The sequence below is a fragment of the Holophaga foetida DSM 6591 genome (genome assembly GCF_000242615.2).
GTDB classification, from domain to species: Bacteria; Acidobacteriota; Holophagae; order Holophagales; family Holophagaceae; genus Holophaga; species Holophaga foetida.
Map to the genome: position 1 here is coordinate 3,368,347 of NZ_KI912268.1, position 25,706 is coordinate 3,394,052.

The 25,706-nt window shown below is 62.7% G+C and carries 9 protein-coding genes; 4 read left to right on the forward strand and 5 right to left on the reverse strand.

The features are described 5' to 3' along the window. The first annotated feature begins 141 nt into the window (after positions 1-141). From HOLFODRAFT_RS21670 to HOLFODRAFT_RS25590, 3 genes are all read left to right on the forward strand, one after another. On the forward strand, positions 142-17,436 hold the full coding sequence (locus HOLFODRAFT_RS21670; RefSeq protein WP_005034643.1) for an Ig-like domain repeat protein: 17,295 nt from the start codon (positions 142-144) through the stop codon (positions 17,434-17,436). An 884-nt stretch (positions 17,437-18,320) separates the two neighbouring features. Then, positions 18,321-18,581 carry a hypothetical protein gene (locus tag HOLFODRAFT_RS0215255; protein WP_005034645.1) on the forward strand — a complete coding sequence of 87 codons (261 nt, stop codon included), beginning with the start codon at positions 18,321-18,323 and terminating at the stop codon, positions 18,579-18,581. Positions 18,582-18,600: 19 nt separating this feature from the next. Further along, a complete protein-coding gene (locus HOLFODRAFT_RS25590; RefSeq protein WP_005034647.1) occupies positions 18,601-21,144 on the forward strand; it encodes a relaxase domain-containing protein in 2,544 nt (847 codons plus the stop codon). 147 nt (positions 21,145-21,291) lie between these two features. Here the strand turns inward: HOLFODRAFT_RS25590 and HOLFODRAFT_RS21675 are convergent, their stop codons facing one another. Then, a complete protein-coding gene (locus HOLFODRAFT_RS21675; RefSeq protein ID WP_052572620.1) occupies positions 21,292-21,669 on the reverse strand; it encodes a helix-turn-helix domain-containing protein in 378 nt (125 codons plus the stop codon). A gap of 136 nt (positions 21,670-21,805) precedes the next feature. On the opposite strand from HOLFODRAFT_RS21675, the gene HOLFODRAFT_RS24635 reads away from it, so the two are divergent. Then, positions 21,806-22,120 carry a hypothetical protein gene (locus HOLFODRAFT_RS24635; RefSeq protein ID WP_005034651.1) on the forward strand — a complete coding sequence of 105 codons (315 nt, stop codon included), beginning with the start codon at positions 21,806-21,808 and terminating at the stop codon, positions 22,118-22,120. Here the strand turns inward: HOLFODRAFT_RS24635 and istB are convergent. From istB to HOLFODRAFT_RS0215285, 4 genes are all read right to left on the reverse strand, one after another. Then, positions 22,086-22,811, reverse strand: a complete 726-nt coding sequence (gene istB, locus HOLFODRAFT_RS0215270; protein ID WP_005034653.1) for an IS21-like element helper ATPase IstB — start codon at positions 22,809-22,811, stop codon at positions 22,086-22,088. The two genes, HOLFODRAFT_RS24635 and istB, sit on opposite strands and share 35 nt — an antisense overlap. Then, a complete protein-coding gene (istA, locus tag HOLFODRAFT_RS0215275; RefSeq protein WP_005034654.1) occupies positions 22,801-24,225 on the reverse strand; it encodes an IS21 family transposase in 1,425 nt (474 codons plus the stop codon). The genes istB and istA overlap by 11 nt, the downstream gene beginning before the upstream one ends. Continuing rightward, complete coding sequence (locus HOLFODRAFT_RS0215280; RefSeq protein ID WP_005034656.1) at positions 24,218-25,090, reverse strand: ParB/RepB/Spo0J family partition protein; 873 nt, start codon at positions 25,088-25,090, stop codon at positions 24,218-24,220. The genes istA and HOLFODRAFT_RS0215280 overlap by 8 nt, the downstream gene beginning before the upstream one ends. Before the next feature lie 171 nt (positions 25,091-25,261). Beyond that, entirely contained in the window at positions 25,262-25,606 is a 345-nt protein-coding gene (locus HOLFODRAFT_RS0215285; protein ID WP_005034658.1) for a hypothetical protein, read from the reverse strand. Positions 25,607-25,706 lie beyond the last annotated feature (100 nt).

A 25,706-nucleotide genomic window follows, 5' to 3' on the forward strand; every position in this document is an offset into this window, starting at 1 on the left:
TCGATGGTGTGCGTTGGTGAGAAAGGTGTGAGGTGTGCAGAATTTTCCTTGAAAGAGTGGGTATGAGTCATGGATGCTGAATGTTGAATTTCGCGGGTTGAACGGGGTTTCTTCCAACTTGTTTTTCATGGGTCGGTTGACATGGTTGCGATTATCAGCGGCAGTGATCTGGGGCTCAACACGGGGTCGGCATCGGCGCTGAACCGCTTTGGCGGGGGGGCGATCGGGAATTCGGCCCAGGGCCGGAACGGAGAGCGAGCCTACGTCAATATCGCAACGGGCAACTTGGTCCTGCAGGATGTGGACGGTGTGTTGGAGGGATTGGGGCTGGACGTGGCCAGTCTGCGGACCTACAACAGCCAGGGGGGGGCGAACTTCACGAATAACGACGGGTGGCTCAATGGCCAGTATAAGTCTGTCGTTAAGTTGGGGGATGGGAGCTACCAGCGGACGGATATCGATGGATCAACCACTGTTTATGTCTGGAATGCGGAACGGCAGCTTTACGTTGAGACCCTGAGCCCTGGGGGGGCGGCGGACACGATCCAGGTGAACGGGGACACGAGCCTGACCTGGACAAGCGGCGGTTCCGGCGCGACTGAGAGGTATCAGGGAAGTGGGTCGGGATTGATCCAGTCCTCCCAGGACAGCAGCGGCAACGTGCTGTCCTACACCTACACGGGCAACCTGCTGACGAGGGTGACGACCGCCGACGGGGAGTCGATCAACTACAGCTACAGCGGCAACAACCTGATGTCGGTGAGCACGACCCTCAAGTCGGGAACGGTGCTGAACCTGATCACCTACACCTATGACACCTCCAATCGGCTGAGTTCGGTCAGCGTGACCCTGAATCCCGAGGGACTGGACAAGGTGACCGCTGGCGAAACGCTGACGGCCTACACCACGTCTTATACCTACGATGGGACCAGTAATCGGGTGGCCAGCATCACCCAACCGGACGGGACCCACTTGGCGTTCACCTATGTACTGGCGGATGGGCAGTTCAAGATCGCGACGGTGACGGATGGGAACAACCAGGTCACGAGCTTCGCGTACAACACGACGACTAACACCACCACGGTGACGGACCCCCTGGGGGTGGCGGCGTCGTATCAGTACGACAGCAAGGGCCAGCTGACCCAGGTCCGCACGGGGATCACTGCAGGGTACCCGACAGGGCAGACGCTGCTCACCTACAGCTACACCAGCACCCTGGGGGAAGTGGCCAGCATCACGGATGGCCTGGGGCGGGTGACCACCCTGAGCTACGACGAGAAGGGAAACCTGACGAAGCAGGTGGATGGGGCTGGCGACACGACGGAGTGGACGTACAACGGCGCCAACCAGGTCAAGACCGAGACCCGCTATGCGACGCCCGCCCAGGGGAGCACCGGTCCTAGCCAGGCCCAGACGACGCGCTACGTCTATGACGCCAGTAATGCGACGCTGCTGCGCTTTGGGGTGAGCCCCAATGGCCGCGTTACGGAGTATCGATACAACAGCCAGGGACTGCGGATCAGCACGATCCGGTATACGGCCGGGACCTATGACACGAGTGCCTTGGGGCTGGCGGAAGTGCCCACCGAAGGGCAGATGGAGACTTGGCAGGGTGCCCAGGACCTGACCCAGAGCCAGCGGACCGACTTCGCCTACGACTTCCGGGGCCAGTTGCAGAGCAGCACCAGCTGGGGGAGCACAGACAGCACGGGGGCCGGGGTGTCGGGGAAGGCCTCGACCACGCAGTACGTGTACAACCAGCGGGGTGAGCTGTTGCTGACCACGACGCCCGATGGGCTGGGGAGCAGCCACACGGTGTACGACGGCTTTGGGCGGGTGGTGTATTCGGAGGTCAAGGGGGGTGACCTGTCAACGGCGACGGTGACGCAGTATGACGATGCGAATGGCAAGACTACGGTGACGCTGGCCAATGGCCTGGTCAGCACCTCGACCTTCGATGGGGCGGGGCGGCTGGTCTCAGTGGCTCAGGCCGGAGGTGGATCGGCATTGGGCACCACGCAGTACGCCTATGATGCGGATGGCCGTCTGCTGATGACGACGGATCCTACGGGTCGTCGGAACTGGACGCTGTATGACATGGCGGGCCGTAAGCTCGCGGATATCGACAGCGCGGGGGGGCTGACGAAGTATGTCTACGATGGAGCCAGCCAGCTGGTCCAGACCATCCGGTATGTCAACGCGGTCAGCACCAGTGGACTGGTGGATGTGAATGGGAAGCCGACGACGGCCAATGGCGAGGCCACGCTGAGCGGCCTGGCCGTTACGCCGACGGCCCAGGATCAGAAGACCTGGAATTTCTACGATCAGGCGGGTCGGTTGACCTACCAGGTCGATGCCCTGGGGTATGTGACGCAGACGCAGTACGACGGGACCTCGCACGTGCTGGCGGTGACGCGGCTGGCGACGCCGATGGATCCGAACCAGCTGAGCCTGGGGGTGAGCCTGGAGCTGTCGAGCATGTATACGCGCCTGGATAGCGCAACCAGCCTGACGGTGGGGGCCTCGGCCCAGGCGGGCTCGATGGTGACGCTGACGGCTAGGGTTACGGGGCAGACGCCGAGTGGCGTGGTGGTGTTCTGCCGGGATGGGGTGGCGATTGGGAGCAGCACGTTGGTGGATGGGCAGGCGACCCTGAGCCTGAACAGCCTGCCCGTGGGGAACAACAACCTCACGGCCATGTATTTGGGAGATGGGCTGAACGCCCAGTCGACGTCCGCAGCGGGCGTACAGGTTGTCTCCCGGGCCACCAGCACCACGGTGCTGAGGACGACCAGCACATTGGGGGATAACAGCCAGACCTTGGTGGGAGCGGGCCTGACGCTGACGGCGCAGGTGAGTGGGGCGAACCCGACCGGGACGGTGACCTTCTACAATGGTGGGACAGCGCTGGGAACCGCGAATCTCGTAAACGGTTTGGCCAGCCTGGTGGTCAGCAGTCTGACGGCGGGAACGGCGAACCTGAGCGTGAAGTATGCCGGGGACACGAGCAACGCAGCCAGCACCTCGGCCGCAGTGAGCGAGACGGTGATGGCGGTCCCGACCACGACTACGACGACGCTGACGACGACGCTGCCCAGTAACGGAACAGCGGTCACGGTGGGGGCTTCGGTGACGCTGACGGCCACGATTGCGGGGGCAACGCCCAGCGGGATCGTGTCTTTCTATGCGGGAAGCCTGTTTCTGGGCAGTGCCCGGGTGTCAGGCGGCACGGCGGCCCTGGCGACCATGGCCATCCCTGGGGGGAGCCAGAGCCTCACGGCGTTGTATTCGGGGGATGGGGGGAACAGCTCCAGCCTGTCTGCGGTGAAGACCCTGACGGTGACCCCGGCGACGGCCACGGTGACCCTGAGCAGCTCGTCGCCGACGAGCAGCTCGTCGTCGACGGGCACGGGCAGTTCGTCGCCGACGGCCCAGCAGGGGACCCCGGTGGTGCTGACGGCCAAGGTGACCGGGAGCACCGCCCTGCGGCCCAGTGGGACGATGACGTTCTACAACGGGAGCACGGTCCTGGGCACGGCCAGCGTGGTGAATGGGATGGCCTCCCTGACGGTGAGCAATCTGCCGGTGGGGCCTGACAGCCTGAAGGCCGTCTATGGGGGAGACGCCAGCAATCTCACATGCACCTCAGCGGTGGTGACGGAGACCATCACGGCCTCCCTGGCCTCCTCGGTGACCGCCCTGAGCGCCTCGACCTCGACCTACAGCGGGGGTGCGCTGACGGCGACGGTGACCGGGAGCGGGACGCTGGACGGGACCGTGACCTTCATGGATGGGACGACGGTGCTGGGCAGCGCGGTGGTGAGTGGGGGCGTGGCGACGCTCACGAACTTCAGCCGGGCGATCGGATCCGCGAGCATCCGGGCCACCTACTCAGGGGATGCCAGCAATCAGAGCAGTGTTTCCGGTGCGGTGGCCGTGAATTTCACGGTGGCCAAGACCGGCACGGGGCTGCCGACGACCAAGGCCACGGCGCCGACGGTGACGCTGTCGGTGGCCTCGAGTGTTTGTGGCACGGCCGTGACCCTGAAGGCGAACACTGCGGTTGCCTACATTGGGAACACGGTGGTCTTTTTCAGTGGCAGCACCCTGCTGGGGAGCGCAAAGGTCACTTCCGGCAATGCGGCGGGGCAAGCAACCCTGGCGATCGCTAGTTTGCCCGTGGGTAGCAATGCGATCACGGCGGTGTGCTCGGGGAACTCGACGCTTCTGGGCAGTGTGGCCTCGGCGGCGGTTACCGAAACTGTTACGGCGGGCGTCAGCACGACGACCCTGACGGCTTCGACCCCCGACCTGGTGACAGGTGGGCTGCGCCTGGTAGCCCAGGTGGTGAGCACTTCTCCGGTCCCGCCCACGGGTACGGTGACCTTCTTTAATGGCAGCACGGTGCTGGGCACGGCAACCGTGACAAATGGCCTAGCGACCCTGCTCGTGGGGAGCCTCCCGGTGGGCACGGCCAGCCTGACGGCGTCCTATGGGGGAGACAGCCGATCGGCCATCAGCACCTCAACGGCGGTGAGCAGGACCGTCGCGGGCCGGACGGATCTGACCTCGTTGACGGGCGCTACGATCGCCTGCAATGGCGCCCTGGGAGTGTTCGTCAACGTGTACGCTGGCGGCACCGTGACCTTCCTGACCGGCACCACGGTGCTGGGGGTGGCGAATGTGATTTACGGGGTGGCCACGCTCCAGGGCGTGAACCTGCCGCTGGGCAGCCTTCCGATCACGGCACTCTACTCGGGTGATGCGACGAACGCGGCGGGTTCCCTGTCCTTTACGACGTCCATCACCCCCGCGAGCACGACAACGACGCTGGCGGTGCAGCCTGCGAACAGCCTGGGGCAGGGCAAGCCCCTGGTGCTGATGGCGCAGGTGCTGGGTGCCAAGCCCAGCGGGACCGTGACCTTCTATGATGGGAGCACGGTGCTCGGGACAGGCACGCTGTCCGGGGGGATGGCGGCGCTGACGGTGAGCAATCTGGGGCCTGGCGCCCATAGCCTGAAGGCCGTGTACGCGGGAGATACGCGCAACACCACCAGCAGCTCCACGGTGATTGCCGAAGCGGTGGTGGGCGCGCCCGCAGGTGTGACGCTGTCCCGCTCCGCCAGCAGCGTGGCTCAGGGGGGGAGCCTGACGCTGACGGCGACGGTGACGGGCAATGCACCGAGCGGGGTCGTGACCTTCCTGGCGGGCACCAGCGTGCTGGGGACGGCGAGCGTGGTGAATGGGACGGCGACCCTGGTGGCCAGTGGGATCAATCTGCCCGTGGGGACGGCGAACCTGAGGGCGGTGTACGGGGGGGATGGCAGCAACGGGGGCGGCTTCTCGGCCACCTTGAGCGAAACGGTCACGGCCGGAGCGGCAGACAAGCTGCTGGTGAGCCGGTCTATGCAGGACCGGACGGTGACTTCGATCATCAACCAGGATGGCCTGCTGCGGGCGACGATCGATGGGGAAGGGTTTTTGACGGAGTACGGCTATGACGCGGCGGGGCGGCAGGTCCAGACCATCCGTCATGCCACCCGGGTCACCAACTTCGCGGATGCTGCGAGCGTCGCGGCCCAAGTGGCGACGGCTCGCGCCACGGATTCCCTGACGGGACTGGTGCCCACGAGCGGTGATGACATCAGCACCTTCACCTACTACGACGGCAAGGGGCAGGTCATCGCCCAGGTGGATGGGGAAGGGTACCTGACGGAGTACACCTACGATGCCGATGGCCAGCTGACTCAGACCACCCGTTATGCCACCAAGGTCCAGGGGACGGTTACGCCCGCGCTCAAACCTTCCGTCGCAGCCGACCCCGAGGACCATGTCACGAAGCAGAAGTGGGATGCGCTGGGGCGGCTCAGTAGGAGCACCAATGCGGAAGGGACGGTCACCAGCTATGACTACGACAGCTTGGGGCGCGTGATCCGCACGACAACGGCCTCGGAGACGACGGACCAGCGGATCGGGCGGGTGAAGTATGACCTCCAGGGTCGGGTGGTGGCGGAGCTGAGCGGGGTCGGGGCCGCCAAGATCGCTGCGGGGGGAGATGAGGCCAGCATCTGGAGCCAGTATCAGACGACCTATGCCTACGATGCGGCGGGACGTCGGATCAGCCAGACGGACGCTCAGGGGCACAAGACCGTCTTTCTGTATGACGATGCGGGGAGACTTCGCTACACCGTGGATGCTGCGGGAAGCGTGACGGAGCAGACCTACGATGCCCTGGGGCATGTGAAGAGCACCATCCAGTATGCGACGGCTCTGAGCGGGGGGAACTTGACCGGGTTGGTGGGCGGTCTGCTCTCAGCCAGCGCCAACCAGAGCACGGTGAGCGCCCTGGCCGCTGCCAAGGCTGCGGACGCCGTTCATAACGCCACGACCACGTACGCCTACAACGCGGATGGGGAGCTGGAGACGACCCAGCAGGACCTGACGGTGGGTGGGGACAAGCTGGGCGGCACGACGACGCGGGTCTACAACGCCTTCGGGGAGGTCGGGAAGGTCGTGCAGACGACCCAGAGCCTGACCGGTAGCAGCAGTGTCACCAGCACCCAGCAGTTCGACCGGCGGGGCCTGGGGATCGAGACCCTGAAGGATACGGAGGGTTTCCGGGTGGAGACCCGGGCGGAGTACGACGCCTTCGGACGTTTGGAGAAGAGCTGGGATGGTCTGAACAACCTGACCCAGAGCAGCTATGACAAGCTGGGCCGCGTGGTGACGGTGACGGATGCCCTGACTAAGGTGCAGAGGACAAGCTACGACGCCTTCAGCCGGACGCTGAGCCAGGTGGATCGCAACGGGAATACCACGTCCTACAGATACAACACGGCCAATCGCACGATGACGACGACCCTGGCGGATGGCAGCCAGGTCGTGACGACGCACACGCGGCAGGGGCTGACGCTGAGCGTGAGGGATGGCCGTCAGAATACGACGAGCTACACCTACAACGAGGATGGGCAGCTGCTGACGGTGACCGGGCCTTTGGGCAAGACGCTCGAGAACGCCTACGATGTGGCCGGTCGCCTGGACTGGAGCAAGGACGCCAAGGGCATTCAGACGAAGTATGAGTATGACGCCGTCAACCGGGTACTGACCCGGACACTGGACGCCGAGGGGCTGAACCTCACGACTCGCTACGCTTACGATGCCAAGGGTCAACAGATCACGGTGACCGACCCGATGGGCATGGTCACCAAGTTGGACTACGACCTGAAGGGCGAGGTCGTGACCCAGACGGTGGACGATGGGGGGCTGAAGCTGGTGACCAGCTTCACCTACGACCAGACGGGACATACGCTGACGGTGGTGGACGGCGGGGTGACGACCCAGTATCGGTACGACAGCCTGGGGCGGCGCACGCAGAGCATCGTAGACCCGACCGGCAAGAACCTCGTCACCAAGTACACCTATGATGCCAATGGGAATGTGTCCTCGGTGGAGGATCCGGACCACCGGATGACGTACTACGTTTACAACGAGGACAACCGCCTGAGCTGGACGGTGGACGGGGTCGGAGGAGTGACGTACCACGATTACGATGCCAACGGCAATGAGACCGACCGGATCTCCTATGCCAACACGATCAACGTGGCAAGCTGGACGAAGGGGACCCCACCGACGGTGGCGCCGGACACGGCCCACGATGTGCAGGTTCGGACGGTTTACGACAAGCAGAATCGGGTGCGGTATACGCTGAGCAGCACGGGGGATGGCACCCAGGTGTCCGTGGTGGAACACACCTACGACGCCAATGGGAACGAGACCTCCCGCACGGCCTACGCAGGGACAATCCCCACCAGCACGGCGGCGACGGTGTCGGCGGTGCAGACTGCGCTCAACGGCCGCACGGCAGCAAGCACGCCCGATGCGACGATCCGGCGGGTCTTTGATGAGGCCAACCGACTGATCTGGAGCGTGGACGGGACGGGCGCGGTGACGCGGCAGTTCTTTGACGCCAACGGAAACCTGACCAAGCAGATCGCCTATGCGAACCGGATCAGCGCGGGGGCGGATCCTACGACGGTGACGGCCAGCGCCCTGGACCGGGTGAACCTGATGGTCTACGACGCGGCCGGGCGACGGACCTACACGGTGGATGCCCTGGGAGGGGTGACGCAGGCGGTCTACAACAAAGCTGGACGGGTGGTGCAGACCATCGCCTTCGCCCAACGGGTGGCGGTGCCCACGGTCGGCACGGACCCGGCGTCCTTTACGCCACCCTCCGTATCGAACAATCCAGCCAACTATGCCTTGACGGACCGTGTGACCCGTTTCGTCTATGACACGGCAGGGCGTTTGACCTACACCCTGGATGCGATGGGGGCGTTGAGCGCCACGAGTTACGACGCAAGTGGGCGGGTGGTGGCCCAGACGGCTTTTGCGAACCTGGCAAGCACGGCCCTACCCTCGGGAACGACGATCAGCAGTCTGGCGGTGAACGGCAACACCTATACCGCCATGAATGGCAGCACCGCGCTTTGCACCTGGACGGCGGATGCGGTCAACGACCGCACGACCCGCTACGCCTACGATTCCGCAGGAGGTCGGATTGCCACGATCGACGCCCTGGGCTTTGTGACGGGGATGACCTACGATGGGGCTGGACGTGTGGTGAGCACGACGCTCTATCACCAGCCGGTGACGGGTTCGACGACGACGCCCGTGGCCACCCCAGGGTTGGACCGAACAACGACCTTCAGCTATGACGCTGCGGGCCGCCTGTCCTCAAGCACGGATGCTTTGGGGCAGACGGAGAGTTACACCTACGATGGGGTGGGAAACAAGGTCACCTTTACCAACAAGAAGAAAAACACCTGGAACTACGCCTATGACGCGGCGGGTCGCCTGATCCAGGAGACGGGCCCGGCGGTGGACGTCACAACCATCGCGGCAGATGCCAATGGGAATCTCACGCCCAGCACGACATCAGGCGTGAGACTGGTGACCCAGCTCAGCTATGACGGGGTAGGGAATCTGCTGAGCCGAACGGAGGCGGCGGGCACCCCCAGCGCCCGGACCACCTCGTACCAGTACGACGCCCTGGGCCACCAGGTGAAGGTGATCTACCCCGCGGTTGGGGTCTACAACATAAGCGACCTGAATAACCTGACGACGGACGGTTCCGGGGCCAGCGCCCGCACGGAGACCTCAAGGACCCTGAGCACGATAACGGTGTATGACAGCTTCGGGGATGCGGTCGCCAATATCGATGTGGCGAATAACGTTTCCATCAAGACCTACGACCGGCTTGGGCGGGTGGCCTTCGAAGTGGACGCCCTTGGGTATGTGACGAAGTACGACCGGAACACCTTTGGGGAAACGACGTCGCTGACCCGCTTTGACGGGGCGATCACGCCCACCACGGTGGCAAACGTCAATAGCGGAGCCATCCCCACAACGATCACGCCTAGGGTCGCCTCGAGTAAGGACCGGGTCCTCAAGACCGACTACGACCAACTCGGTCGAGCCGTTCAGGTGACGCAGCCGAGCGCTTATGTGAATGATGGAACGGATGCCTTGCAGGCCTACACGACCGGTGCGGTGACGCGGACGAGGTACAACGCCTTCGGGGAAGTGTTCCAGAGCCAGGTGCTGGCCAAGGCTCCCAACGGTACCGAGGGGCCTGGAGCCGTATGGGCGGTGACGACCCGTTACCACAACGCCATGGGCCGACAGATCGCCACGGTGGACCCCCTGGGCTACGTGACGACCTATACCTATGACGAGGCCGGGAACCTCACCACGCAAGTGGAATACGCCACGGCCCTCCCAGGCTGGAAGCCGGGTGATGCCCTGCCCAGCAGCACAACGATCACGGCGACGGACGGAACGAGCACAACGACGGACCGCACGACCACGTTCACCTACGACCGCGCCAATCGCAAGCTCTCCCAGACTCAGAAGGGCGTGATTGCCGCGCCGAGGACCGGCGATGGCACCGGGATCAGCTACGACGCCAGCGGGAACCCGGTGAGTGTCAGCACCACCGTGCAGGATGTAACGACCACCTACAGCTACGATGTGCTGGGCAATCTGACCTCGACCAAGGACGCCCTCAACAACACGACATACACCTTCTTTGACGCGTTGGGCCGAACCGTTGCGGTAATGGCCCCTACCCGCACCGACGCCATTGATGGCAGCCCCCTGACGCCCCTGACGGAGTTCAAGCTGGACGCCTTCGGCAAGGTGGTGGTGAAGACCGAGTACGAGTACGGCGGGGTATTACTGAAGGAACCGAGCGGCAACGTCGTGGGTTACCAAGCCCTGAACAGTGCACCGGGCAAGCTAAGCTCGGGGCAGACCCTGACGGTGGCCAGTGCGAGTGTGAAGTCCGCGGATGGGCACTATGAGCTGAAGCTGCGCGCTGACGGGAGTTTGGCGCTCCTGGAATGCCAGAGCGGGCATGTGGAATGGCAGGCGACAGGAGGCCAGGGTGCCGTGATCACCGGTGCGGACCGTTTCTGCGTGCAGACGGATGGGAACCTCGTGCTTTACAAGGGGACGACTGCGCTTTGGAGCACTGGGACTACCGGGAAGGGCGGCACGACGCTGACGGTGCAGAAGGACGGGAATCTCGTCTTTACGGACGCCAATTCCAAGGTGATCTGGAGCAGCAAGAACGGCGTGGTGAATCCCGATTGGGCTGACCAGGGGATCGTCGGCTATCTGTCTGCGGCCCCGTCCAGTACGAGTGTTCCGGTCTATCGACTGTGGTCGCCCAGTTTCAAGACCAATACCTATGCCTTCTCCCAAAGCGAACGGGATGAGCTCCTGGCTGATACGTATTATGGAAAATGGGCTGACGAGGGGCTGATCGGGTACTTGGACACTGGGGCCGCCACGGGCAACACGGTGGCCTACTGTCTGACCAAAAAAACCACGGCTACGACCTATGGCTATACGTACATCACCAGCCTGAAGAGCTACCTGACGACCAGCGCGAGCGAGGCGGACGCCGCCGTGGCTGCGGGGTGGACCAAGACCAGCGTGGGCTGTGCCCAGATGACCTCAGGCGGGGGGAATCAGGCACTCTCCCGCCTCTATAATGCTTCCCTCGGGAGTTACTACCACACCACCTCCCAAATGGCCTACCTGGACATGACCAATGGGGCGGTCCAGGATTCCTCGGCCAATCGTGTGACCCTGACCCAGTACGACAGCCATGGGAACGCCATTGAGACGGTGGATGGCGAGGGGGTGAAGCGCTTTGCCTCCTTCGATGCGGCGGGCCGGATGGTCAAGACCTGGCAGGCCGTCTCGGGGAGCACCTTCTATACGGCCTTCGAGTACGACGCCCTGGGGCGGCAGGTCGGGATCCTGACGCCTGGGACCAACAGCGTCTCCAACGGCACGGCCATCGTGGCGCAGGCGGCCAGCACCATCAAGACCGAGCTGGCGTACAACGCCTTCGGCGAGGTGGTGGGCAGGGGCAGCTACACCTATGGCCAGCGTCCCGCCACCGATGCTGAAGCCCTGGATGAATATTTCGAATATGACCAGGCGGGGCACCTCTGGCGGACCAACCAGGAGGATGGCACCGTCAAGGTGCTTCTCTACGATCTCCAGGGCCGCCAAACGGTACAGATCACGAGCTCGGGGAGTGCTGGCGGCAACGTGGACCTGAAGCAGGCCGTCACCTCGTCCCAGGGTGCGGATCAGCTGGGGGCCATCGGCCTGCGCCGCATGGTGAGCCAGCTGGACCTCCTGGGGAGGGCGCTCTGCCAGGTGTTGCCCACTCGGAAGGACAATGGCACTGCGGACAACGCTCCCAAAGACATCACAGCCCAGGTGGACCAGACCTTCGATCGCTGGGGGAATGTCCTGACGCAGACCGTGCCCTATGTGTCTGGGCAGGCCTCAGTGCCAACGACCACCTTCGAATACGATCACAACAACCAGGTGATCAAGCAGATCCAGCCGCCGCAGACCGTGGAGACCGTGCGGACCTTGGAAAAGATGGTGATCGGCTCCTCGTCCGGGGGCACGACCACGGTCCAAGTGAAGGTTGCGGAGGTCGTGAACCCCACAACCCATATCTACTACAACGCCCTGGGTCAGCAGGTGGCGGTGAAGGATGCCAACTTGGATATCAACGGGCATATCAACTGGCATATCAACGGGCAGACCTGGGACGGGGCCGGTCAGCTCGCCACGGAGATCCACGCCGACGGCGGGGTGATCCGCCACGCCTACAATGCCTTCGGGGACCAGACCCAGATCACCGATGCCGAAGGGAACATCACGCGGTACCAGTACAATCGCCGGGGAGAGAACACCGCGATCATCCACCCAGGCATGACCGTGGCGACGGACTGGGACGGAACCACGCGGTTCTACGAAGATCAGGATGTCATCACGCGCATGTCCTATGACGAACTCGGGAGGAAGGTCTTCCAGCAGGAGGGTTCCGTTCAGGACCCAGGATCCAGTGATGTCAAACGCTTTGGTTTCGACCTCCGGGGCAATACCGTGGTGAGCGTGGATGCCGAAGGCAATGTCAGTCGGTCCGCGTTTGATCTCTCCGGCAAGCAGACCGCGGCCCAGGACGCCAATGGGAAGCTCCAGACCTGGGGCTACGATGATTTCGGCCATATGATGGCCCATATGGACCTGAGCGGGAAGACCTTCGAATTCACCTACGACAAGGCCAACCAGCTGGTTCATCAGACCAACACCTACGGCCAGGATCTGAGCTACGCCTACGATGGGGCGGGGCAGTTGACCCAGATCTCGGATGTGGACCCCTACTCCGGGAATACGGTCACGACCTATGCCTACAATGCCAGGGGGCAGCGGACTCTGGAGCGGGTGGAGAAGAACGATGGCTGGGCCAGCATGGACAAGCTCTGGTATGCCGATGTGAACGGCGATGGGAAGGTGGACCAGATCGGCCGGGATAAGGGCGGACTGATTCATGTGAACCTGAGCGGGGGCACCAGCCACTGGATCAGTTCCGGGACGATCGGCGAGAACACGGACCGGATGCTGTTCGGGGATGTGAATGGCGACGGGAAGGCGGACTTGGTTTACACGACCCGTGGCGGGGTGGTTCACACGGCCCTGAGCGATGGGACCGGGTTTGGGAACACCTGGGCAAGCGATGCTGGTCTGCTGGATAATTCTTCTGGGATCCGTCTGGCTGACATCAATGGCGATGGGAAGTCGGACCTGACGGCCATCAAGGATGGGGTTGTCACCACCTTCATCAGCGATGGCACCCGTTTGGCTAAGACCTGGACCAGCGCTAAAAATCTAAGCTTATTCTCCGAGATGACCACGTTCGCAGACGTCAATGGGGATGGGCGGGATGATGCTATTGGTGCCTACTACTATACCAGTCAAGGTTATAATGGTTATGTAGTTACGCTTGGCCTGGGGTATGCCAATGGCTCCATTGGGGGTAGCTGTATTTTTTCTCGCGGTGGCCTTGCATTCCAGGTGGGGGACGTTAATGGCGACGGGAGGGCTGATATCGTCTCGAAATTGGGAAGCGGGAAAGTCTTGCTTGCTTTAAACAATGCGGATGGTATTTCCACCACGGTGACCTGGACCAGCGCCACCAGCTACATCGCTACCGATGCCACGATCCGCCTAGCTGACGTCAACGGCGACGGGAAGGCCGATCTGCTGTGCCAGAACACGGATGGCACCCTCAAGGTGGCCTTCAGTAATGGCAGCGGCTTTGGGGCCTTCACCTGGAGCAGTGTGGCTGGCCTGGGGGACTACACCCTGGCGGATGTCAATGGTGACGGGAAGGCCGACCTCATCACCCGCCCCGGCGGCGGTGCAGCGCAGGTGGCCCTGGCCACGGGAACCGGGTTCGGGACGGCGACCAGCACCTGGTTCACGGACGGCGCGGCGACCCCCTACCAGGACCAGGAGCTGTCGTACGACAGCCTGGGTAGGCTGGTCAGCGTGGTGAGCAAGCTCGACGCCCTGACGATCCAGTACAGCTATGACCTGGTGGGCAATCGGATGTCCACCACGGCGGATTTCACCTACAACGGCACCCAGCAGCACCAGAAGCTCTACTTCGCCTACGACGAGATGAACCGCCAGATCCTCGCGGATGGGGCAAAGAACAACGACGCGGGCGACATCGCCAACATCACGGCCTCCCAGGGGCACATCCTGGAGTATGACAAGAACGGTAACCGGACCAGCGACACCTACTGGGGCAAGCTGGTCTCCAAGACCGTGGACAATATCACCTGGGTCTACAACGGGCGGAGTGGCACCTACACGGTCACAACGGGGCTGCAGGGTGACCAGGGGGTGACCTCAAGGCAGTACCACTACGACGGGATGGGACGTCTCTCGACGGTGACGGTGGACAAGGCGACCGTCACGACCACGAACGGGGTGGTCACCAATGTTACCCACCAGGACATGACCCTGGACACTCGCAATTACGATGGGGCGTCCAGGCTTATCATGAGTGGTCCCCATGATGGTTTGCCAGATGATTATGTCAAAGCGCTGACCGACAGCAACAGTGATCTGAGCGGCGCTTCGACCACCTGGTACCGGTATGACATTGCCGGAAAGCTCCTGTCCCAGCATGTCAACAACGAGGCCAACGGCAGCTCCTACGACATCTCCTACAAGACCTACGATGCCGCTGGCAACCTGCTCTCCTACACCCTGACGCAGAAGGGCCTGACCACGACACAGACCACGACTCTGAGCGCCTTCGAGGCCTACAAGGAGAGCAGCGTTTACAAGAAGATCGTCGGGAGTACGACGGTGCAGGGGACCATGTATGACGTCTACGACGCCAACGGGTTCCAGATCGGGGTGACCAACCTCTCCAGCACGGCGAGCGCCGGGCGTGACGCCGTGGCGACCACCAAGACCCTTTCCGCCGACAGCCGATCCTTTGTGAATGACGCCAACGGGCACGTCCTGGCCAAATACCAGGGTGGCCGCGTTCTTCGGCAGGTGGTGGCGAACGGGGAAGTGATCGGGATCTACGGGACCGGGGCGGACCTCAACGACACGGATGCCAAGCCTGGGGATGCGCCGACCTTTATCAACCAGGCGAACTTCGACCTGGGCTTTACGCCCGTGACCAACTCCTATCCGGCGGCCTCCACGGGCAGCTACCCCGTCCGCAGCGGGGAAAGCCTGGAGAGCATCGCCCTGAACGCCTACGGGGACGCCTCCCTCTGGTATCTGATTGCCGAGGCCAATGGTCTGTCGAGCAATCAGGACCTGAGGGTAGGCCAGGTGCTGACCATCCCCACCAAGGTGGGCAGCACCCACAATAGCTCCGCCACGCAGAACCTCTACAACCCCGCCAAGGTCGTCGGCAGCACCGCTCCTAACCTTGCCATGCCCAAGCCCAAGTCCAGCGGTGGCGGCGGGGGCTGCGGCGGGATTGCGCAGATCATTACGACGATTGTGACAATTGTGGTGACCGTCATAGTGAGCTATTTCACTCAGAATCAGCAATTGGGGGCCATGGCTGGAAATTTTGCCGGACAGAATACTGGCCTTGCCTTTAAATATCCCAAAGACATCGGAGTCGCCGAGATTTTTACGGGGGTCATGTGGAAGCACCTCGATGAGATTGATTGGGAGTCAGTGGGGCAGGCGGCTGCCTTCTCTTACGTGAGTAAGATTGGGGTCGGAGATGGAGTTGGTTACCAAGTTGGCACTGCCACGGGAAGCTCCATGGCGGGTCAAGTGACAGCGGCTGTCGTGAACAATGCGATGACCCAAGGGGTTTCCATAGCCTGCGGCGTTCAGGATCATTTCAGTTGGAGCAGTGTGGCTACTGCTGGGGCCGTGGCGGCTGTTGGGCCATACGTCGGCAAGTCCGTTGGCAGCCTCACCCAGAAGATTGACGTGGGCAATGATTTCGGCAACGACCTGATTCGGAACACCCTGAACGGAACAGCAATGGGGATAACCACCGCTCTGGTCAGCGGCGGCAAGGTCAATATGGTTAACATCGCTACCGACGCATTTGGCAATGCGCTGGGGGAAGGCATCAAGGACGAGATGCTGGTGAGCGCTTCGGCCCAAACCACCCCTGTGAAGACCAGTAACGGGTTTGGGCGTACCGTAAGCGTGGGTTCGACGAGCTGGACGGACTATGGCATTGATTTTTCAGGTCCGGCACGGACCTTTGCGGCTCCCCTGACGGACACGAGCAATGCCAATCCTGGTACCTTAGATCCTCTTGTCGGGCTTACGGCCAATCAAATCGCTGTTAAGGATGAGCTTGGTATCGTATCCCCCGAAATTGCGGATGCCTGGGTGGATCGCTTGAAGGAAATGGATGATGCAGCTGACAATGTGCGCTTCCAAGTAACTGCCAAGGCCGGGCAAGGGCCATCGGCGATGCTGGGGACGAGTGACCCAGCCATGGTGGGTGCTTTCATGCGTCTCAATGGGATGGAAGTGGGTGATTCCACCTATAAGGGGACAAGATACGATCTCCCAAATAAGTGGGATATTCAGGACGGAGATCGGGAGCGGGGTTTGGGTCAGTTTGCGGATGATCGCGAGCGCATAGCGGCAGCGGCTCAACTTAAAGAATCGGCTGCCGGGGCTCAATCGATCCTCTTCTCTAAGCAGCCTTCAGAGGACGAGATCAAGAGCCTCGTTGCTAAGCAGTCAGAGTATGACCTCTGGCATCCTGTGGAAAGAGGAGCTAGAGAGTTTGCATTCATGATGTCCTCAGAGGGACAAGAGTTGGGCCGTGGATGGGAGGCCCAGCGGAGAGCGGAATATCAGGAAACAGCGAATAGAATTGCTGTAGGAGATGGTGCATGGGCCATTGCCGATGGCTTTGCAGGCATGGGTGGGACGCCTCCTAAATGGAGTGGAGCAATGGGCCAGTCTCCATATCAGGCTCCAATCGAGTCGACACCTTACGCCAAATTTGTTGAACCATCCTATGCACCGATCCGAACTTACCTCCCTGTGGGTGAGCCGGGAGTAGACTTTTCTTTCGAGCCAGTTCGCACATCTTTCTCCCCAAACACTACAGCGGGATTGAACGCCAGTGAAGCTGGATTGAGTGGGCGTGTAACTGGATCGCAGTGGAAAGATTACTTTGTAAATAAGTACGGGGCAGAGAATGTCACTTGGGAATGGCCGGCAAATAGAGGATTTGTTTATGGCGCTGACACAACTGGACCGCTTGCCGAAGGGCAATATGTTGTTAGGTATGGCCCTAGCAATGGGTCTTTTGTTGCGCCACTCGGGACAGACCCAGCTACGCTATCAATGGCTCCAGGAACCGATTTGAGCAATTTTAATGTTTATCGCGTCATCAAGACGATTCCTGACGTTCGAATGGGGCCAGCCGCACCTGCGTTCGAAATGCCTGGTTATGGTATGCAGTACGATTTGTCTCCCAATCGCGTGAACACCTTGAATGAATATTTGTCTCTTGTTCCAAAAAAATAATCCTTCCGTGGTGAAAATATGAACATAAACGAACTAAAATCTGTGCTTGAGAGCGAGCGATTTATAAAAAACACCTACTCGTTAACAGGTGGCAGGCATCAAGATGCATATTGCTTGAGTTTTGAAAACGGGTTGTGGCAAGTGTATTACAGCGAACGAGGGGAAGAGATCGAAAGGACAATCTTTGATAGCGAAAGTGAAGCATGCGAATTCTTTCTAAATAAAATGAGATCTGACATTGGGACAAAGCACCACGAATGAAAAAGAGGGCGCTGATGCCGCCTTAATTGAGGCTGAAAATGGGATTGTTACCAAGGCTCGATAGTTCTCTGCCAGAGTTTGAGAGAAGACCCTCCCGCTTTTCGGCAGTTTCAGAAAGGGGCTTCAGCCCCTTTTTTGATGGTTTTCTCTGCCGTGTGTCCCGGTCGTGAGCCCCCCACATTCAGGGGGCTCATGATCGGGCGCGAGCGATGCGCTCAATCTCTGCGGTCTTTAAGCGCGGGAATGGGTCGAAACCTTCCACGGACACCCCGCGTTCCGGGAGCGTGCCAGACGCATTTCCTGGCGCGATTTTGGATGGGTGGTCCGGGTTGGTTGGCTCCATGGGTTTGCTTTTCGAGGTTCACGAGGCAGGCCAAAGGGGAAACAAGGATGAGCAACGCGAATCCGCCAGTTTCACTTTTGGCCGGTAATGGAAGGGATTCTGATGGTCGATTCCGCGCCTGAAGGCCTCCCCCTTTAGGGGGTGGGCGTAGGGTGCTTCATTACAGAATGGGAAAATAGGTCTGGGAATTGGTTCGGGAGTTAGATCGGGCGTCGGGGGCTCTAAAAGTCTAAAGTTGGCTGGAAGATCGGTCGATGAGCGGATCCAAAGGGAGGACACTATGGAAGGATCTGAGATGAGCGAGATGGAGCCTAAGGAGCTGACCAACCGATTGGCCAAGAAGATCGCCGCCTCGTTGGCAGGGAGGTCGGCTTCCCAGGCTACGGTGAAGGTTACACTGACGGGCACAGCAGCGGAGACCTGGTTGGCCATCCAGAAGGATGCTGAGGGGCTGGGTATGGACAACAAGGCCCTGCTTGCCGCGCTCCTGGATGCGGGAGGAGCGAACCTGCGGAAGGCCCTGAAGGCGATCCCCAGGTAGAACGGCAAAGGGGGGAGGGATGGACCTCCTGATTCGGTACGCTGATGGCCCCGGCATGGTCTCGTCCGCCGGGGTCGCCGGGTATTTCGGGGGGCACCTCCAGGAGACCAAGGAGGGGGGCGGCCTGGTGTCCTGCGCGGGATACCTCTCCCGGGATGGCCTGGTGAAGCCCGAGGTGCGCAACCCGGACCTGTGGCGGGAGGTAGGCTGGGACCCGGACCGGACTGAGCTGCCGCCCTCAGAGCTGCTTGAGCAGTTGGCGGCGGGCTATGACCTTCATGAGACCAAGCTGACCATCGGACGCAGCCTGTTCCGGCAGCCGAAGGAGGCCCTGATCACCCTACCTTCCGAAATCAGCCAGGTGCTGAAGAACCACCCCGGGATCGCCCGGGAGATCCTGCGGGCGACGGTGGAGGCCCACTTTCAGGAAGTGGAGCGGGAGGCGGTCCGGGTGAGGACCGGCGGCGGGAACCGGGAATGGCAGGCGGCCCGGACCCTGTCCCTGTATTACCTCCATGCCGAGAACCGAGGGGGCGAAGTGCATTACCACGCCCACGCCCTGGCCTTCCTTCCGGCCAAGGCTTTGGATGGAAGGTGGCGGACCTGGGAGAACGCCCGGAACGTGATCCGGATGTCCACGCCGGGGGGGAGCCGGGAGAAGGCGACGGACGCGATGCTGGCCTCGGCGAAGGCCCATGGCCTGGAGGTGGACCTGCGGCGCGGGGTGGCCTCCCTGACGCCGGGAATGGCCCAAGGGGCGACGGTGAGGGGGTTGGATGGCCAGGTCATCCAGGCGGGGAGCCTGGACCGGAAACGGCGGGTGGAGATCATGGCGGCCCAGGAGCTGAAGAGGGAGCTGGGCGGCATCGTGCCCCTGACGCCCCGGGAGCTGGAGTTCGTCCGGAAGGAGACCGGAAAGCTGCCCCAGAAACTGCCCGGGGAGCGTCGTCGGCTGGCCCTGGCCAAGAAGCTGAACCAGTTGGGGATGCTGGGGAAGGACGGGGAGATCCTGCCGAAGGCCGAGCTGGGGAAGCGGCTGAAGAGTTATGAGCGGAAGCTGGCCCTGGCCGAGGTGCAGCTGGAGGCCGGAGGGTTCCTGGCGGAGACGGGGGGGAAACACCTGGAGGCAGCTGGGCTGGTGCGGGTGAAGCGGGAGCAGGTGGCGGCCCTGGCTGGTGGAGCGGTGGACCTGGAGGCGTCCACGAAAGCCGCCCGGATGCGGTGGACGAAGGACTACGAGCGGGTGCTGAGGATGGTCCAGGAGGCGGGCGGGCTTTCGACGAAGCACCTGGAGAAGCGAGACCGGGATCTGCTCTCGAAGCTGAAGAGGTTCGGGCTATTGGAGGCCCAGAAGGTGGAGAGACTGAACGAGTACCGGATCACGGAAGCGGGCTTGGCCCGTCTGAGGGGGGAGAGGCCCAAGGAGGTCGTTGTGGCCGTGCCGCCGCCTGCTCCGGAGGTCGCTCCAGAGGACGAGCCTTTCAGCCTGCGGATGGTCCGGGAGATCCGGGAGCGCGAGGCCAGCGATCCGCAGGATCTGCGGGAGCTGCCGGTGTTCCAGTCGGAGGAGATCCGGGAGGTATTCCCCGAGGTGGAGCTGGACCTGCTGAAGCCGGTGACGGAGGTGCTGGAACTGGCGGACGGGCGGTCGTACCCCCTGGCGCCGATCCGGGTCACGCGGGAGGCGATCCACGAGGTTGTGGACGATCTGGAGACGGCCTGCCTGTCGGCAGCCGAAACGAAGCTCGGTCGCACGTTCGAGCGCAACCACGAGAGCCAGTGCGCGGCCGAGACGTGGTTCCGGGCGGGCTACGGACTGCGGCCACTCGATCACGAGGATCTGAAGCGTGGCTGGCCGGAGCGGTTGGGGCGTCTGGTGCGCCAGGGCTGGGAGCGCCTGGTGGATCAGGCCGTGGATTTGGCCGATCAAGCGCGCCGGGTTCTGGGGCTACGAGCCGAGCAGGCCGCACGCGAGGAGCTGCGCGGGAGGCCGCTGGAGTCCCCCTTCGATGAACCCCGACCCGGAAAGCCGCGCGAGTTGGAGCAGTTCCAGCGTGGCGCGGCGGTGCTGGCTGAGCATCGCCCAGAGGAATGCCGACATCTCACGGCATGGCAGGGAAAGGAGGCCGAACTGGTAGCCCTGGCGCTCCGGAAGGCCAAGGGCGAGGCCATTTCCCTGCCCGAGGAGACCTACCGCGCCACCCTCAAGGCCGGGAAGCTGGGATCGACGCTGGAGAAGGAGGAAAAGGCCCAGCCCGCCTATGTGCCCCAGGGTCTGGAGAAGGAGTTTGGCGCGGACCTGCGGAGGATTGGCGCACGGATGAGTGCCCTGGGGATCGAAACCCCCTTCACGAAAGAGGCTTTCGCCAACAGCCCACGCGGCGAGATCCGAAAGGGGATCGAGGCGTGCCGCAAGCAAGGCCTATTGGACGAGGGGCCAGGGTGGGCATTCCTGGGCGGGAAGATCCGGGAGCTGGCGCAGGAGCTTGGAAAGGGGTTTGAACGGGACAAGGCCGAAGCGAATCACCTAATCGATAGGCTGATCCGGGGAAGGCAGAGGTGAAGCCGAACGGCCTATGGGCTGTTTCCGCGTTCGTGTGCAGTTCCTTGTACAGCTGCTTATAAAAGAACCCCCAACCCCCATGCGTCGTATTGGAGGTGGGCTTTTTTTCTTAGCTGCTAAAGAAGAAACGTAGGCGCAGTGCGAAGGCTATTTGGCGGGGCTTCGGCTGGGGCGTTTTGCCTGCGGTATTGGTGGAGCCGACCATCGCCGGGCCTGATATTTGAAGAGCATGCCGTCGATCACTTCGCGGATGATGCGTTGCTCATCCTCGTCAAGGTGCGAGATTACGTCAAGCTGGAGGCGAAAGACCTCATCAAGGCCGCGTTCGCCATCGTCGAACAGGAGTGCATCTGCGCTGACACCAAGAGCGATGGCGATCTTTTTCAATGCGTCCAGTTGGGGCTGGGTTGCGCCCCCCTCGTATCGCTTGATCTGCGACACATGGATTCCAACAGCATCCGCCAAGGCTTGCTGGGAGAAGCCCTTTTGCTTTCGGAGATATACGAGTCGTGCCGCGAATTCCATGGTGTTGAGCCAAGTTGCAGTGAAGCTCGTCATGCTATCTCCCGTGTTTTCGCTCCGGCTTGACAATGGTAGCACTACTGATACTACTATGGTTCAGTATTGCTGCTTGACGAGTTTTCACCAACCGGAGGAAACCATGGCCCGAATCCCTGATGCAGAACTAGAGCGCCTGAAGGCTGAAATCAGCGTGGAGCGCCTGGTGGAAGCGTCCGGTGTCCAGCTCACGAAGACCGGCTTCAACGCTCTCCAGAATCAGCCCACTTCTGCTCTCCAGAAGCAGTCCTTCCTGGGCGCAGGATCTGAATCCCGTCTCTCTCGTTTTTCAGGGTGCATGCGGCGATCCCGGGTGGTTCCCGGAGCGGAGGCCGTAGGCCGACGCGGAGGGAACTGCCCGGGATCGCCGCGGCGCGAGTGGGTCAGCCCTGGGGGTCCCGCAGGGAGACGCCCTTGATCCGGACCGTCTTGCAGCGGTGCCGGAGGCGGCTCAGGAGGGCTTCCACGAGCTGGGGATTCCCCAGGAAGTTCTGCCACTCGGGGTAGTCCAGGTTCGTTGTGATGATGGTGGGGAGCCGGTTGTAGCGCTCCTCCATGAGCTTGAAAAAGATGTTGGTCTGCTCGGGCCTGATGTTCAGGTAGCCCAGTTCGTCGATGAGCAGGACCGGCATCCTGCCCAGGTGGTCCAGCAGCTTGCGCGAGGAACGATCCGCCAGCGAGGCGTACATCTCGTCGAACAGGTCTTGGGCGCGGATGAACAGGCCCTTGTGTCCGTTCTGGATGGCCTTGAGCAGAATGCCGGTGGCCAGCCCCGTCTTGCCCACGCCGGTTGGGCCGATGAAAACGATGTTCTCTGCCTTGGCGATGAAGTCCAGCTCCCCGAACGCCTTGATCTGGCGCTGGTTGACCTCGGGCTGCTTCTTGTAGGGAAAGCTTTCCAGGCTCCACTGCTCAGGCATCCTCGCCTGCTTGATCCGGTAGGCCAGGGCCGACTCCTGCTTGTGGTGCCACTGCGCCCTCAGCAGCCGCGCCAGGAACTCCTCGTAGCTGGGCTCCTCTCCGGACGCGTCCTCCAGTTCCTGATCCAGGATCTCGGCCATGCGCCCCAGGTGCAGGTTCTTCAGCAATTGCTCCAGGTCATCCCTCATGGGGCTCCTCCTCGGGGATGAGCTCCCCGGCGACATCCAGGACGAAGTAGTCCCGGGCGACGTGCTTCAGGACCAGCCGGTCCAAGCGATCCAGGTCGAACAGTCCGTACGTGGTGGCCACCCGCACCGCCATCAGCAGTGGGGCCCGGGGGTAGTCCCGGACCATGGCCTGCAGCCGCCGGAGCATCCGCAGATAGCGCCCTGGCTGCCGAGCCCGGAAGGCCATCACGTAGTCCTTCAGCTCTGGCTCTGTGGCCAGCAGCTCCACCTCCTCCGGGGGAGAGGCGAGCTTGGATCGACCCTCCCCCCGCCTGGGGCGGTGGCTGGGCTCGACCACTCGCTGGTTGAGGGCCGCGATGACCTTGGCATGGGCGGCCACCTCCCGGGGCCCCTCGTAGACCTCGATCCGGTCCTTGGTCTCCCGCACCTCCAGCTGCCGCCCCACCAGGATGTAGGGCACCGAGTAGCGGTTCCCCTGGACGTTGATGAACCCCTCCCCGTCCACGATCCGGTGGTGGAGCTGGTAGACCGTGGGGACATGGATGGGCAGTGCCCTCAGCTGGAGTCTCTCCTGGAGGAACAGCTCCCGCGGACTGGCCTGGAGGCTGCGCTTGCGGGTGGCGTTCACCTTCTCGCACCACTCCCGGGCCTGCCGGTTCAGATCCTGGAAATCCTTGAACTCCCGTCCGGCCAGGAAGTTGTTCTCGATGAAGTCGAAAGGTCGCTCTACCCGGGCGCTGCGATTGGCGTGGCCCAGCGCATGCGCCCGGAACACAAACCCGAACCGCTCGCCGAAGGCGGCCATCTCAGGCACGGCGATCATGGCGGCGCCCGTGCCCTGCTGGACGACCACATGGGTGTTGTCGATCATGCACCGGGCGCAGGCGCCTCCAAAGAACTCCAGGGCCTCCGTGAGGAACACCTTGCACCAGAACCGGTTGAAGGTTGGGTAGTACTGGTGGAACAGCATCCGGCTATGGCAGAGCACCAGGCTTGCATCCTGGGCCAGCAGCGTGCGATCACCGATCCGAACCCTGTGCGGGCTGGTGTCGTGCTGCATCTCCTCTCCGGGCTGGAACTCATAGCTCCCCGAGATGCTGGGAGGGGCGCTCCCGATCCCGTGACGACGGCAGAACCCGGTGAGGGCTTGGTAGGAAAGTGCCGCTCCCTGGTCCAGAAGTCTCTCGTGAACCCGAACCAGGTTGCCCTTGCACTTCGGCAACAACTCCAGGATCTCCTCCCGGTGCGCCTCGGCCTTTTCCGGGCGCGGGCATTCCGGAACCTCGGGATTCCCGGCTCTGAGCACCTCCCGCACCGTGTCCCGGCAGACATGGAGGGCTTTGGCGATGGCTCGGATGGAGTGGCCCTGCCGCCGGAGCAGGAGGATGGCCGTGCGGTTGCCCTGGTCAAGCATGGCCCAGGTCCCTGGCGCTGCCCTGGAACAGGGCCTGGCAGTCCGTCTCCGATTGGCGCAGCGCGGCCCCAGCCTCCTGGACCTCCTCCGCACTCCGGGAAAAGAGAGCGCCCTGCTCCAGATGGAGCCGGGCACGCCGGGCCACCGCCGAGAGCGTGCCCAGGTCCTCCAGCCAGCCGTGGAAGGGGCTGGCCTCCAGCACCTCCAATGCACGCTGGGAACGGAGGTACAGGACCGGATCCGCCAGCAGGCGCTCCCGGACCTCTGCCCGACCCTGGAGCCAGCCGAGGTGGAGCAGCTCCGCTTCCCGGGTCGTGAACCGTCCCCGGAGAAGGGCCTGGCAGAATCGTCGGCAGTCCCGCTTGTTGGCGCGCGCCAACGGAACCAGGACCCGCATGGCGGTGTGGGCGGCGATCTGTCCCCGGCGCACATGCTCCTGAACCTCCTCGGGGAGATCCTGGATGAGGGCCAGCCGACGCGACACCCAACTCGGACTGCGGTCGAAGCGTCGGGCCAGTTCCTCCGGAGGCATCCGGAACCGGTCCCGCAGTTCCCGAAGGATCCATCCCTGCTCCAGGGGGCTCTCCGCAACGGCCGTCCGCATCATCCGCTCCAGGAGCAGGGCCTCCGCCTCGCCCAGGTCCCAGAGGGTGGCCTGGACGGTGTCCCGCCCCAGCCGACGCAGGGCCCGCACCCGCTTGTAACCGTCCAGGAGCACGTAGTGGTCCGGCGGCTGGACCAGGACCACTACGGGGACCCTCTGGCCGTGATCGGCCAGGGAGGCCAGAAGCTGACGCTCCAGGGGCGGGTTCCGCCGACGCAAATGCTCGTAACGGAAGTCGATTGATTGGAATTCCAGTTCCATGGCTGCCACCGGGAAGCAGCGTAGGGCGGACCATGGTGGCAGCCTATCGCGTCTCGTGGGCCAGTGGGGGGGACTTGGCGGGAAGCATCCTGTTATCAGATAGCTGGAACGGTATCGCGTCTCGCGCATCTATTCCGAGGACTTCTTTGTTTCCTCCCCATTTTCATGGGTTTAGGCGGGTATCGCGTCTCGCGCAGCCCTGAACAGGACTTTCCCGGTCTCCTCCACCAGTACCGAGGTCTCCAGGCCCATCCGCTTCCGGGCGAAGTCCCAGTCGATGCTGGCGAAAGGGTCCGGAGGCCGCCCGCGCGGACCGGCTGGCTCCTCCTTAACGAGACGCCGCTGCAGTCGCGTGTGCCTGTCGTAGTCAGGATTGGCCTGATGCCATTTTCGGCAGGATCGCAGGTGCCATGCCCTGCGGCACTCAGGCCTGCCGCAGGTGCGCTGCCTCTCCCCCACCCTGGGGTCGGGCCGGAACCATTTGCCACACACTGCACAGGGTTTCCGCCTCGCCATGCCGGGCCTCCTGGAAGTCCAGATTGCCCACGACGCCACCAGCCGACCACTTCCCTCCGCACCCGAAAGCCCCCCCCTATGACACCCTCAGGTGGTCGAC

Coding starts and splice junctions, on each gene's coding strand:
- HOLFODRAFT_RS0215285 (WP_005034658.1), bottom strand. CDS start 25,606: ATGGCGAGGCGGAAACCCTGTGCAGTGTGTGGCAAATGGTTCCGGCCC.
- HOLFODRAFT_RS0215255 (WP_005034645.1), top strand. CDS start 18,321: ATGGAAGGATCTGAGATGAGCGAGATGGAGCCTAAGGAGCTGACCAAC.
- istB (WP_005034653.1), bottom strand. CDS start 22,811: ATGAGGGATGACCTGGAGCAATTGCTGAAGAACCTGCACCTGGGGCGC.
- HOLFODRAFT_RS21675 (WP_052572620.1), bottom strand. CDS start 21,669: ATGGAATTCGCGGCACGACTCGTATATCTCCGAAAGCAAAAGGGCTTC.
- HOLFODRAFT_RS21670 (WP_005034643.1), top strand. CDS start 142: ATGGTTGCGATTATCAGCGGCAGTGATCTGGGGCTCAACACGGGGTCG.
- HOLFODRAFT_RS25590 (WP_005034647.1), top strand. CDS start 18,601: ATGGACCTCCTGATTCGGTACGCTGATGGCCCCGGCATGGTCTCGTCC.
- HOLFODRAFT_RS24635 (WP_005034651.1), top strand. CDS start 21,806: ATGGCCCGAATCCCTGATGCAGAACTAGAGCGCCTGAAGGCTGAAATC.
- HOLFODRAFT_RS0215280 (WP_005034656.1), bottom strand. CDS start 25,090: ATGGAACTGGAATTCCAATCAATCGACTTCCGTTACGAGCATTTGCGT.
- istA (WP_005034654.1), bottom strand. CDS start 24,225: ATGCTTGACCAGGGCAACCGCACGGCCATCCTCCTGCTCCGGCGGCAG.